Consider the following 12,517-nt stretch of genomic DNA (forward strand, 5'->3'; position numbering starts at 1 on the left):
AGCTGACCTCGGAACGAATGAAGCCAATCCTTGAGCATTGCGTGTGGGGGCCCCCCAACCCGTCAACAGAAGGAACCGGTCAATGCGATCTTGACAAGGCCCGGATCATACAAATCGATCTTCATCAACACTTTGATGCCATCGACTTCGAAGCTTGCAAAGTCCCGTTCGGGTGAATCTGCTTGGAAAGTGCAGTGCCGCATGGCTCCGATCAGTCGCGCCTGTGCGAAGATGGCGTCGGCCGGTTTGTCGCCGGCGAGCTCCGCATGGAGGCCGGATGTGACCACGATCCTTGATGAACGGTCGAGACCGTGTCGCGCCCGGTCGTTGAGCCGCGCGATCCGTTCGGTGCGATCGGCAGGCGTAGTATCCAAGATATCAGTCTTCATTTGCATCCTCCCTTGCGTGAAAGCGATCGAGCCATTCGCCCATGGCCGGGCGTTCTTTCTCTGGTTGCTCCGCTGCCCTTTCCTGAAAGCGGACAAGGTCCGCCGGTGCGGCGTCGATGATCCTGTCGATCTCGGCCTCCCTGAGGAGGCCTTCGGCCCGGATGAAATCGGTCATCCGACCCGGTTTCGTTTTGGTCGACTTGCGCCAGAGGCCTTCGACAGTTCTTAGCCGCGGCGCTGCGCGAGCTTCGATCAGCACGATGGTGCGCAGCCATCGCTCTGGAAGAGCACGAACCTCATCGGGCTTCATTGCCGTGCAGAACACGCACGAAGATTTCGGCGGCACTGGCAGGCCGGCGCGCTCGATCCTTGCGGCACAGGCCTCGCGGTCCCATCCCCAATCGCGCAGCGGATAGCGGTTGTCGAACAGTGGGTCTTCAATTGTTCGAGCATGTGCATATCGCTGCCCGTCCCGCGCCCCTTCGTCATAGCCGATGTAGCGTGTGACCTTGAGCCCGGCGGCCCATGCGATGCGCGCCGGCTCCCATGTCTTCACGAATGCCTCTTGTGGGGCCGCCTTGTATTTGAGGCTGCAACTTGATCGCCCGAAAGCGATCGAGGGCAGACAGCCGTTCGTCAGCAGGGATTCCGTGAGATCGCGGTAGGGTGGCCAGTTCTTGAAGCGCTTGGCCTCGTAGCGGACAACCTCGTAGCGAATGCTCCGCTCGGCCATCCACCGTCGCATCATGTCCTGATAGGCGTAGGTCTCGGGTTTCTCGGCGCCTGTGTCGGCAGTCAGCACCAGATCGGGTGTCTCACCTCTTTCATGAAGTTCGATGAGAAGCGCGGTGCTGTCGACGCCCATGCCGTAGCACAGCACTCTGGGCGCGGCGGTCACTCCTGCTGCCCTGCGGGCGACAACGTCACCGCGATCGCGCGTGCTGGATCGACGGTGATCGTGACGTTGCGATCCTTGGGCAGCACCCAGAGGATCCCTGCGATCGTGTCGCGGACGCGTGATGCGATGGCCTCGTCCGCCCCCAGAAGCACGTCAGCTGCGAGCTCGCGGGCGTCGCGCATGAAGTGCTCGTGCTGGGTTTCCCAGGAATCGGCGTCGCTGTCATCGCTCGCACAGAAGCAGACGTCCTCGATGAGGTCGGCGAGGACCTCGGGTGTCAGCGTGTCGTTGGGAACCAAGGCGATGCGGATCTGGTCGACCCCGCTGTACCAGCCATCCTCGTTGACGCTGAAAGCCACGTCGGCCTCGCAGGTGTACTCCTTCTCGCACTGGGTCGGCTGATGGTAGATGCAGTAGCGCAGCTCGATCCGGTCCGCTTCGATGTGGTCGCCAAGCGAGGGAAAGCTGCCGTTTTCCGCGACGATGTGCCGCGCTTCGCCCTTGTCGATGTAGAAGCGGACGTTCCCGAGCCGGTGGAGGCGGTCGTACCAGGCATATCCGGCATATTCGTCGTGGCTTTCCACGAGGGCGTGCCGGCACATGTTGTGGCGCAGCGCGCGCCCGACCGCTTGTCCGATGTCGGGTTCAAAGTCGTCGACACGGATTGCGTGGCCGTCGCAGGTTTTTTCCTTGTAGTCGACCTTGAGCTGGTCCTGTTCGGCGACTCGCGGATGCCACACGGGAAGAACCGCTTCGGCTTCTCCCATTTCGACCCCAAGGTCGCGCGCCTCCTTCCAGTCGTCGAAACTCAGCCGGTGCGTTTCCTTCGCTGCGATTGCCTCGAAGATCGTCCGCCGTGCGGCGGCGAGAAGCGCAGTCAGGCCCTCGTTTTCGACGAACTCCTTGCGCGCCGGGAGGACCAGAGCAAGGTCCGGCGTCGCGCCGATGTCGAGACGCGCGTGATAGTGCTTGCCGCCAAGCGTTTCGGAGACCCCCGCGAGTTTGCGCTTCAGCAGCAGTCCGTGGAAATTGACCGTCGGGTCGGCATGGTATTGATGGCCCTCGAAAACCCCGATCCAGCTCCCGTTCCAGTGTGCGACGTGTATGGCCTTGGCGAGGAAGTCCTCCCGCGGAACCTCGCAGCCGTTGGCGATGACCGGGAGCGGGTAGAATTTGCAGACATCCTTGATGATTCGTGCAGCGCATTGTCCTGTCAGCCCGGGCATGAAAAACCGGATCGTCGTCCCGATTTCGACGTCCACTTCGCGGACCGCGATGTCCTGGTCGCCCGTCCAGCCATCGGCCGGAATGCTCGCTGTCCAACCTTTGGGTGAGCCAGCGGAGCGTGAGATAATGGCGGTTTCCTTTCCGGCCAGGCTGAACACGCCCATTCCGGCAGGATCCTCGGTTGCCGCGATCTCGACGCCCCAGCCTGAGTCCCCGAGCGCCAGCATCTGCGCCGGGTCGGCGATGCCACTGCCGTTGTCGCTCACAGTGACGGTGGTGCCTAGCTCGGTAGTTTCGTGAACAATGCCGATCCACGAAGCATTGGCTCTGCGGCTGTTCTGCAGCAGTTCGTTGAGGATGTCCTCGATGGTGCCGTTGAATAGCCGCGTCACTTTGGTGATCGTCTGCGGGCTCACAGAAGGACGGATGGTCGTGTGGATCATGGTCAGCGCTCCTTGTCGATCAATCTCGATCGCGCCTTCCCTCCCCCTCCCCTTTCTCGAGCTTCAGGATGTCTTGCAGAGTCAGTTTGATCTCGCGGACCGGGCGCCTTCCGAACCGGAATTCGTGGTTGGTCGCGAATTTCGAGACGCTTATCGGGTTTCGGCCGAGTGCTTCGGCAAGGTCGGCGATCGCGATCCCATGGTCATGGGCAATCCGCAGTGCCTTTAGTTCCTCTCTTGACCACGGGCGTATGTAGCCGTGGATCAGCCCGAGCACGTTGGCCCGCGTGTACACTGCCGCCTTGGTGCGCCCCATGCGTTTGGCGAGCTCCGCTCCGGACATCTTGCCGTAGTGTTCACGAAGATATTGCAGCTCCTCGTCGCTCCAGTCCGGTCCGCCCCTGAACCCGTTGGCCATGGCGTGCGATCCTCGCAGACCGAGATGATCGGCGCGCCAGCGGATCGAGCACTGCGATCGTCCCAGGCGAAATCTGAGCGGCGTCAGGCTCGCTCCAGTCTGGTAGGCCTTGCGCAGCAGTTCGTCCTCTTCAGGCAGCCACGCTTTACCCCACCCTCGCCCGTAGCCGGCCTTGCGCAGGCGTGGCTGGAATCCGGCCTTGCTGCGCAGCGGGAAACCTTCGTGGGCGAGCTGTTCACGAATGTCCGAATAAGGCCTTCCTGTCTCGGCCAGCTCCAGCGCGCGGGCCAGTTCTTCGTCGCTCCATCCGCGCGGTTTCGCCGGATGGCGCAGGCCGATTGTTGAGGCGCGAGACGCGGTTCCTGAAACGGGCTTTCCGATTAGTGCAGCAATCTGGGCTACCGGCAGGCCTTGACGATAGCCTTCAGCGAGCTGGGCGTCTTCCCATTCGGTCCACTCCGGAGGATTGCCTTCCGTGAGTCCTAGCGCGCCTGCCCGGGCGTAAACAGCGGTGCAGCCACGGCCGAGATATTGGGCCAGCGTGGCAGTCGGTTCGATCCCGTATCGGCGTCGGAGTTCTGCATCGTCCGTCTCGGTCCAGAGCCTCGTGCTGTTGCGCCTCAGCCCGAGTGCGCAAATCTTCGACCGCACGCCGTGGACCGGTCGCGCCAGTGTCTCGGCGATCGCTTCAATGCTGGCGTCTGCGGAGAACATTGTCCGCAGCTCCAGCACTTCGCCAGGGCTCCACGCGGATGCACGGAATGGCATTTCGCCGAGCGGCCTGGTCGCGACAAACACCTGCTGAGGCCCGGCTCGTGCGATGAGTTCGACCACCGCAAAGTCTGCATCATGCGAGGGCGACAAGATCGACATGGCTGTTCTTCTGGCGCATCCGTGCGCTGAGACGGGCAATGCGGGTCGTATCGCGGTGCGTTGTTTCGATCGCTCCAAGGGCCGACAAGGTGTCGAGGGCGGCATGGACGCACGCGGCCTCCTGGCCTGTATGTTCGCAGATTTCAGCGCAGGTCGTGGCATTTGGGGATATGCGCGCCAGTGCCTGAAGGGTCGTCACCGCGAGCGCCGCAGTTGGATCCAGCAAGAAGCTGTCCAGCGCTCTCGTGCCGCGCAGCATGATGCTTTTGCCCTTCGGCTCTGCCGCGATTGCCTCCATGCATTCGAGATCGAGCAGACGCCGGGCCTCTTCAGCGCTGTGATCCGCGCATCCTACGAGTTCGGGCGTAGCTCCGACGTGGCGCGTGATGGTCGGATCGATCTTGGCCAGTGTGGCTGTCCCAACCAGGGCAGGCCCGAGCGCGTAGAATTCACCGGGTGCGAGAGAGCGCAGCCGCTCGGCCTCGCGTGTGCCGAATCCGAGAAAGTCTGCTGCGCGCTGTACGTCGCGGTCGAACACGTTGAGGCCGACAAGGAAGTTCAGGAGTTCGCTGGTCACCGATGCGCTCAGCTTGGCGAGGCGCTGAGTGGCAACGATTGTTGCCAGGCCGCGTTTCCTGCCACGGGAGCACAGGTCTGTCAGCGCCGCAACTCCTGTCCGGCGCGTCTCGGCGTCGCGCGCGCTCCCGGCGACATGGGGCGCGAGCAGATGGCCTTCGTCGATGCACACCAGCATGGTGTTGGGCCATACTTCCGCAGGTGCGCTCATGAGTCCTGCAAAGAACGCGGCGGCTTTGACGATCCGTTCTTCCGGATCGAGGTCGGAGAGATCGACGTGCAGCGCAATCCGGTGTTCGCGTGCCCTGAGGGCCGCGGAGGTCATGCCCTCGCAGGTCAGCGACGAGCCTTGAATTCGCGCTGCGCCGATGTGGTCGGCAAGGTTGGCAAACTCGCCTTCGGGATCGACGATCACGGTCGTGATGTATTCGAAGGCCTCCTCGACGATCCGTCGCAGGGTCGCGCTCTTTCCGGCGCCGCTCGAGCCTTGGATGAGGAGCCTCCCGGCCAGCAGCCGGTCGAGATCGAGTTCGAGCGTGTGCCCGTCATAGCGTCCTATCGGGACGCGGTTGGCGGAGGTTTGTTCAGTTTGGTCCATGGCGAATTCCTTCAAGTGACAATCAGGCTGCTTCTTTTCGCGCCGCGTGAAGTTCGGCGAAACGCGTTCGGACAGCGGTGGCATCGGGCCATCGATTTCGAAGGCTGTGTCTCCTAAGCAGTTCGTTGCGCACCGCTGCGATGTTCTGCGCTTCGGCAAGGCTCGGAATGCGCGGCGGCCATCCTCGCTTGAAACGCAGGTCCGCCGGAAGGCTTGCTTCAAGCGTTCGACGGTGCGCAGCGAGCTCTCGCGCGCGCCTCGATGAGGCGATTTCCTCGACGCTCAGCAGACCCGGTGCGATGTCTGCGAGCCATCGGTTCGGCTGAAAAGCGAAGGCAGAGACGTTTTCGAGCGCCACGATCCGGCGGAAGGTGTCATGATTTCCCTGGCAGGCCGCGGATACGGCGAGGTTTCGCAGGCCTGCAAGGACGCAGAAGCTGCAGCTGAGCCGTGTTGCGCCCATCTGATAGGCTTCGTGCAGCGCGACTCCTTCCGCTTCATGCCACGCGAACACTTGCGCCGCAGTCCAGTCGATGGCCGGGTGCCAGGTGATCATCTGTGTTCCGGCCCGGTTTCCCTTGGCTGCAAAGCGGGTATCGGCTTTGCTGATCGGCTCGACGCTGCGAGCGCGGCTTTCTTCTTTTCGGATGCCGACGACCGAGATGATCGTTTGGCCTGCGAACGCTCGCCGAAGATGGCTTCCGATTGGTGCCACCTTGGTTTCGCTCGTGCAGTAGCGCAGCTTGGCCGAGGACCATGGGCTGACCAGCTGGTAGGTGGCGAGGTTCTCATAGCGCTCGAGCGAGCTTTTCCAGCGCTGTTCCCATCGGCTGATGAGCCCGCCGGCCTTTCGCCGCACGACTGTCAGCGGCACGCCGAGGTGCTCGGCAGTTTGTTCGACCACCTGCGCTGTCGATCGCCACTCGATCATGCCGAGATCGGCGTGTATCGCCGAACGCATCTCGCGTGGGTGCCCGACCATGTCGAGCCACCGTGATGCGGCGAAGGCAGCGGCTGCTGAATCCTTCCCGCCCGAGAGGCTGAACACGACGCGCGCGCCCTCGGCGATCGCGGTGCGCACGCGTGCATCGACGGCTGTCGCTGGCGCTGCCGGGCTCATGCGATCCTCTTGGGGCGCAGGCTTTCGGGCGTGGGGATAATCTCGTGCGCAATGTCGCGCAGCACTGTCACATCTTGGCGCTGCGCGTAGGCGATCTTGTCGACCAGAGCGCAGACTTCTTCGTCGTCATACCGGGCCCGGCCGAGGTGATCGACGTTCGCGACCTTGCGCGCGATGACGCCGGTCTTGCCCTCCGGGACCCAGTCGGCCCAGTCGCCCCAAGCTGCGGTGACGCAGAACTCGCCGATGGCATCCAGATAGGCTCTGCGGATCCGCAGGACAGGAGAATCGTTCGTCGGGACCTTTTCACCGGTGTGCGCGGCGTAGCGGTCGGGATGCCAGCACCGCGCAGTGTCCCTTGCCAGCTGCAGAAAAGATGCACTGAAGGTTTTCGCAGTGGCAAGTTCGCTTTCGAAGGCCAATACAGGGAGCGACCAGTCGCAGTCTTCCTCGTAGTAGCCGCTTTCGATCTTTAGTGCCTCCGGCATCGCTGCCTGACGCTGATCCGACAGCATGATGCCGCCGTGGCTCGCCGTCATGACGGACCAGATGCCGGGGGCGATCTGGTCGGCCTGCTGGATGTCGCCCCACAGCGATGTCAGGGGCCTCGGGCTGTTCGGGAAATGGGTCATGTGCGAACTCCTCCAATGCGATGGTTCGCTCCCCCCCCTTCCCCCTTCCCTTTATCCGAGCAGTCGCCGCGTCTCGGCCACGATCGTGGACGGATCGGTATCTTCCAGTGGCAGCGATATGACCGGCCCTGCTTCTCCAAGACGTTCGCGCTCGATCGCGCGCAGCTCACGGTAATGGGGATCGTCCGATTGCAGGATCTGGAGCGCGTAGCGCAGTTCCTCGCCGGTGTTCTCGTCAAGCAACGCAACGAGAAAGTCCGGGCGTGCCGCGCCGCTCGGAAGATCGAGATCGAAGAGGATTTTTTTCGCTGCCATGCGGATGCCGCGGCGCCGCAGGTCGTATTGTGCTCGCTGGAGCGCCTTCAGCACCTCGCGGTCGTGATCGCGCTCGGTCGGCACGAACTGGTTCCCGGTGAATACCGGCTGCGCATAGGCGCGTAGCGCGCGGTATCCTTCCCTGCGGCTGTGTTCCCCGACGACCGCGAGCACGAGGAACGGCGGCTCGACCTCGGCGCGGATGATCCCGGTATGCTGAATGCGGTTGCGTATCTCGATCGTCCCGAGCCCGGTGACGATCTCTGTCGAGGTGATTTCGCTTGCCTCGAGAAGGAGGAAGGCCTGCGGCGCAAATTCCTCCGGCCATGTCTCGGCCGCGCTGCGCAGGCGAGCATGGACCCTGCGGCGCTCGAAGTCGATGGCGGTGGTGTAGAGATGATCCGAGAGCTTGATCCCCGGTGCGATTTCCAGGCCTCGCGCTGCATCCTTGAGATAGCGCATTTCCGCGCTGATCGATGCCTGCCGTGCGCCGGATGGCGGGAGCTCGCGCAGCACGTTGGCGCCGGCACGCTCGATGAGGAGCCACAGCAGCTTGCCGAGCCGCGGGATCGCGACGTGGCGCGAGCGGTCATCGGGTTCGGTATCCACCGGTTTCTGCGCAAGCTTCTCGGGCGCTTTCTGGTGCGCGCTGAACAGCCCCTTGGGTAAATCAATTGTGTAAAGGCTATCCTTCGCCGTCTCGCGGATCCGGGGAGGTGCTTGCGGCAGATAGAAGGGACAACTCGGATCGTGCAGCGGCCGGGAGGTCAGCCTGCGCAGATAGTAGGTTTCCTGGAAGCTGAGGTAGGCCGCGCTCATGAGCGGCGGCGCGCGCTTCTCGCCAAGGCAATCGCAGGCGATCCACTTGTTGTTTTCGCGTGCCGTGGAGACGAGCGATACCGACGCGCGGTGATCAGCTTCGCTGCCGCGGCCGGTATACCAGCGCACGAGTGCGGACTTCAGCGTTTCGCTGATCGCAACTCGCCCTGTCAGGCCTGTCGTGTCCTTGCCTATCAGCCACATCTGCGAAGATACCTTGACCCCGCTTGCTGTTCACCTTATGTTCATCTCATAGGAGATGGCTTCATGATGAACAAGGTTTTCGATATCGGCAAATTCGATCTCGACGTGACATTGCGCGATTCTGCGCTTGATCCGGAATGCCGCCCAACCAAGCGTCTCCTTGCCAATGCCTCGCTCGGGGTGGAGCCTTTCGACGCCTACTATTCGGCTCGCGAACTCTATGAGACGCTCGAAGGGGTGTTCGAAGGTCTCCCCAACGCCAAGAAGCGCCTCACGCAGGTCCTCTCCTGCCAATGCGACGATTATCAGCGGTGTCTCTATTACGTTCTTGCCGGGCGCGGCGTTGTGCAGATGCTCGAAGATCTCGAGTGGCTTCTCTCCATTCTTGCGCCTCGCCTGAAGACCTCTGCCGAGCTCCTTCGTAGCGGTGAGCGTCCATGGCCGATGATCAATCCCTACGTGGCCGCGGCTCCTGATGGCGTCGTGCCTGCTCGCAATGCTCCCTTCACTGAAGGTCCGTCCTGGTATCTCGATCCGGGTCTCGGTGGCATCGTCGGCGACGGTTAAGTCTCTTTGGTCGCTTCGCACGCGACCGTGAATTCGGCCGCGGCAGCTTCGTCGCTGTCTCCGAACACGGCGACCGTCAGCCTGCAATTTTCGCGGCGCAGCTTCACCGACAGACCATCGACCCCGATCCACAGGGTCCTGTCGCCGTTGCCGCGCCATTCGATGTCGGGAACTTCACCGTCCTGTTCGAGCACCGCATTGTCGATTGCTGTCATCGGCAGAATGAGGGTCATGCCGAGGTCGGTGCCTTCAGGACTGTTGTCGAGATATTCCTCGATCTCTTCAGCAGTCCCGACTTCTTCCGGTAGATCGATGACCATGCACCCGTCGAGTCCGATGTAGGTCCCAGTCCCTGGATGGTAGATGATCTTGGCCATAGTTTGCCTTTCTTACTTCGTTCCGGGCTGCCTGTGCGTCCTCAGAGCACGACGACCTGGAGTTCCATCTGGTCGGCCTTGCCGCAGGCCACCCGCATCACTCTCAGCGGTTGCAGCGCGCTTCCGGTTCTGAAGACTGCATGCCCCTCACCCGTTTCCTCACTCATCCTGAGCGCGAGCCGCTCGGCATTGGCCCGTCCGCACAGGAGGTCGCGGCGCGGATCGAATCTTGGCATATCCATGGTGCCGACCTTTTCTGTTATGCCGCAGGAAAGAAGGTTCGCACGGCTCGTGCAGGCTTCACCACTTCGAAGCGGCGTTCCATGAGGCGGCTTATCTTGAACCGGCCGCCGCCCGCCGGCGGGGTGAGTTCGATCCGCGAGCCTTGCTTCACCACGCGAAATTCCGAGTGCTCGCTGCCGTCGGTGAACGTCATGGGTTCGGGCAGGCGGATGATGTCGCCATCGGCCAGCTTGCGCTCTTTCAGTCGCAGGTTGCGATAGCAACGGTTGCGCCAGTCGAGCGCATGGGGATGTGATGTCGGCCCGAGGCAGTCGAGCACGCTGCGCGGACACCCTGCCTCATAGGGTCCGCTGTTCTCGTCCAGTCGGGTAGGATTGGTGCTGCTCATGGAGTCAGCCCTGATCCCCCCGCCGAACCGCACGTGCAGCTTTCACCGCATGCGGCTCTCCACTGTGACGAACCATCACTTTGCCGTAGATCGGGCAGGCGGCCTCTGTGAGTATCCCAGTGGCATTGCTCGCACAGGACCACCGTCCTGCGGGCGCGTGCCACCTTCATTCTCACGACAAAACCGCGGTGCGAAACATCGGCCATCCCCCGGATATGGTGCACCTGACACGGAACATCGGATCGACCGCAAGCCTCGCATTGCTTGGCATTCTGACGATCAACCCAGTCCGTACGTGAGTGGGTGAACACCTGCGTCCAAGGCTGGATATCAATCCTGGACGAGGTGGCCGGATCACGTTTCAGATGAGCCAGTTTCCAGACTTTGACCGATCGGGGCTGGCCATCGACGTCGTAGCCGATGGTGAATTCCTGCCCCGTCCTCATGCGGGCCACGACCGCTCGCACATTGGTTTTGTGCTTGCTGGCCAAGGTCTTGAACAAGCTCCACCGCTGGAGAAACTCAAGCCTGTTCAGCTTGAAGCTCACATCCTTGGCGAGAGCATAGTAGTTCGCAAAACCCCGCAATTCGGCGTTGTAAGCTAGGACGATCTCAACGTCGCTGCAGCTGAGCAGCAGGCTACGATGACGCGGCTTCAACACCGACAGATCACCATAACCTTTTGCAGAAGCGAACGCGTGGACCTTCTCCCAAGGGACATGCAGCTGCATCACTTCCGACGGCGGCCTACGAAGGAAGCTGACGGAACCTTGTCGGCTCCGGACAACCCGTTGGCGTGTCGTATATGTGCGGACCTCATATCCAAGGAAGGCGGCTCCATCGCTCGCCTTGCGGATACCGCTTTTCTCCTCGGACACCGTGAGCGCCAGCGCCTCGGTCAGGAATGCCCTGACTTCGGCGAACACGCTTCGTGCATCCTCCTTGCTACCGATAACCCCAATCATGAAGTCGTCCGCGTAGCGACAGTAACGAAGTCGGCGATAACCGGGGTCCATCGCGTCTCTCGACGGGATGGACCGCTTTTGCGGCAGTAAGGTTTGGATTTTGGCCAAGGAGGCCGCAACCTTCACCTCGTCGACATTGTCTTTGGCCCGCAGCATGGTGACGCGCTTCCGTTGTTTCTGGATGCGCCCAGCCAGTCGCCCATATTCCGGGTTCGTGGCACGGACCTTCCCCCTCTCGAAAGCCGCGATCCGTTCCGCCATGAACATATCGAGTTCATGGAGGTAGATGTTGGCCAAGATTGGAGAGACGATACCGCCCTGCGGAGTGCCGCTGTAGGTCCGGGTGTGAACCCGGTCTTCCATAACACCCGCCTTAAGCATGCTGCCGATCAAGCCGATGAATTTCTCGTCATCGATCCTTTTCCGCAACAGCCGCAGGAGGATGTCGTGGTCGATGTTCTCGAAGAACCCCGCGACATCCACATCTACGAGCCATTTCACCCCCGTCCATACGGCTTTGACGTGTTCAAGCGCCGTATGACACGACCGGCCCGGCCGGAATCCATGGGAGGCGTTCGAGAACACCGGTTCATAGATCCGTTCGAGCAGTTGCCGCGCCACTTCCTGAACGAGGCGGTCGTCGCGCGTGGGAATGCCCAGCGGACGCCGTTTGCCCTTGCCTTTCGGGATAAACACCCGACGCACTGGTTTGGGATCATAGGTCCCTGCCGCCACGCTGGCGATAATCGGGTCGAGGTCTTCCGGTCCGAAGTCCGCGAAGGTCTCGCCGTCAATACCCGGCGTCATCGCACCCTTGTTGGATCCGATCTTCTGGAGCCCCTCCTCCCAAAGGAGGCGAGACCCCATCAGACGATAGAGTCCATTCACCCTTTTGCCCGACGCAACGAGCGCCGGAATGGCCTCCAACCGGCCTTTCACAGTTTCTGGCAGCATCAGCACACCCCATGATCGGTGGTTGAAGAATCACAGCTGCCGCCCTTCCCCCGGTCTTCCCCGCTTTCGGCCCGATCGCTCGAGACCTTATACAGTTGCACCGCCGCCTCCGAAGAGGTCGATGTCCCGGGCATTACCCCGGGCATTTGAGTAATATGGCGGCTCCGTACCCATGCAGGCCGGCAGAAGCCGCCTGTTTAGGGCATCCCGTAGTTACGCTGAATGGAGATGCGGCGCGGTTAGGTGTCCCGTTCGTCCACTAAACCCCTCGACGAGAGGCGCACCGGATGGGCTGAGAAACAGGCGGCCAAGACATGAGACCGCTGTCATCATCCGGACCTGGCGTGACAGTCGCTTTCGCCAGTATCGCTATATAGATTGCTGCAGACTGGGATTTAAGCAGTGTAGCCTTCACCATACGCACCTTGCCCTGACCGTCATCGCCTCCATTTGCGACTAAGAGCCTGATCCGAAATTAAGTTGAGTGGTGTCAGCGGGTTAGCTTGACGCC

The 12,517-nt window shown here is 61.9% G+C and carries 13 protein-coding genes; 1 reads left to right on the forward strand and 12 read right to left on the reverse strand.

Annotated features, from left to right (window positions below):
• Positions 1-62: 62 nt before the first annotated feature.
• From AX708_RS19170 to AX708_RS19205, 8 genes are read right to left on the reverse strand one after another with little or no spacing between them, the layout of a single operon-like run.
• Positions 63-389 (reverse strand): hypothetical protein, encoded by a 327-nt coding sequence (locus tag AX708_RS19170; RefSeq protein WP_067490638.1) that lies wholly within the window; start codon positions 387-389, stop codon positions 63-65.
• Positions 379-1,254 carry a hypothetical protein gene (locus AX708_RS19175; protein ID WP_197426436.1) on the reverse strand — a complete coding sequence of 292 codons (876 nt, stop codon included), beginning with the start codon at positions 1,252-1,254 and terminating at the stop codon, positions 379-381. The genes AX708_RS19170 and AX708_RS19175 overlap by 11 nt, the downstream gene beginning before the upstream one ends.
• Before the next feature lie 29 nt (positions 1,255-1,283).
• On the reverse strand, positions 1,284-2,957 hold the full coding sequence (locus tag AX708_RS19180; protein ID WP_067490643.1) for an ATP-binding protein: 1,674 nt from the start codon (positions 2,955-2,957) through the stop codon (positions 1,284-1,286).
• Positions 2,958-2,976: 19 nt separating this feature from the next.
• Positions 2,977-4,248 carry a hypothetical protein gene (locus tag AX708_RS19185; RefSeq protein WP_067490645.1) on the reverse strand — a complete coding sequence of 424 codons (1,272 nt, stop codon included), beginning with the start codon at positions 4,246-4,248 and terminating at the stop codon, positions 2,977-2,979.
• A complete protein-coding gene (locus tag AX708_RS19190; RefSeq protein ID WP_067490685.1) occupies positions 4,223-5,422 on the reverse strand; it encodes a helicase HerA domain-containing protein in 1,200 nt (399 codons plus the stop codon). Before AX708_RS19190 ends, AX708_RS19185 begins: the two co-directional genes overlap by 26 nt.
• Positions 5,423-5,444: 22 nt before the next feature.
• A complete protein-coding gene (locus AX708_RS19195) occupies positions 5,445-6,542 on the reverse strand; it encodes a phosphoadenosine phosphosulfate reductase family protein (protein ID WP_067490647.1) in 1,098 nt (365 codons plus the stop codon).
• Positions 6,539-7,174 carry a hypothetical protein gene (locus AX708_RS19200; protein ID WP_067490650.1) on the reverse strand — a complete coding sequence of 212 codons (636 nt, stop codon included), beginning with the start codon at positions 7,172-7,174 and terminating at the stop codon, positions 6,539-6,541. The genes AX708_RS19195 and AX708_RS19200 overlap by 4 nt, the downstream gene beginning before the upstream one ends.
• A 51-nt stretch (positions 7,175-7,225) precedes the next feature.
• The gene (locus tag AX708_RS19205) at positions 7,226-8,512 is read right to left on the reverse strand and encodes a hypothetical protein (protein ID WP_067490652.1); all 1,287 of its coding nucleotides are present in this window, start codon (positions 8,510-8,512) and stop codon (positions 7,226-7,228) included.
• Positions 8,513-8,575: 63 nt separating this feature from the next.
• On the opposite strand from AX708_RS19205, the gene AX708_RS19210 reads away from it, so the two are divergent.
• The gene (locus AX708_RS19210) at positions 8,576-9,079 is read left to right on the forward strand and encodes a hypothetical protein (protein WP_369815655.1); all 504 of its coding nucleotides are present in this window, start codon (positions 8,576-8,578) and stop codon (positions 9,077-9,079) included.
• Here AX708_RS19210 and AX708_RS19215 read toward each other — a convergent pair.
• Genes AX708_RS19215 through AX708_RS19230 form a run of 4 tightly spaced genes read right to left on the reverse strand, consistent with a single transcriptional unit; the run spans position 9,076 to position 12,006 of the window.
• Positions 9,076-9,456, reverse strand: a complete 381-nt coding sequence (locus tag AX708_RS19215) for a hypothetical protein (protein ID WP_067490660.1) — start codon at positions 9,454-9,456, stop codon at positions 9,076-9,078. The genes AX708_RS19210 and AX708_RS19215 overlap by 4 nt on opposite strands.
• A 41-nt stretch (positions 9,457-9,497) precedes the next feature.
• Entirely contained in the window at positions 9,498-9,698 is a 201-nt protein-coding gene (locus tag AX708_RS19220) for a hypothetical protein (protein ID WP_067490662.1), read from the reverse strand.
• Between the two features lie 17 nt (positions 9,699-9,715).
• A complete protein-coding gene (locus AX708_RS19225; RefSeq protein ID WP_067490664.1) occupies positions 9,716-10,087 on the reverse strand; it encodes a hypothetical protein in 372 nt (123 codons plus the stop codon).
• Positions 10,084-12,006 carry a reverse transcriptase domain-containing protein gene (locus AX708_RS19230; protein WP_067490678.1) on the reverse strand — a complete coding sequence of 641 codons (1,923 nt, stop codon included), beginning with the start codon at positions 12,004-12,006 and terminating at the stop codon, positions 10,084-10,086. The genes AX708_RS19225 and AX708_RS19230 overlap by 4 nt, the downstream gene beginning before the upstream one ends.
• Positions 12,007-12,517 lie beyond the last annotated feature (511 nt).

The organism is Erythrobacter sp. CCH5-A1 (assembly GCF_001557115.1).
Lineage (GTDB): Bacteria > Pseudomonadota > Alphaproteobacteria > Sphingomonadales > Sphingomonadaceae > Erythrobacter.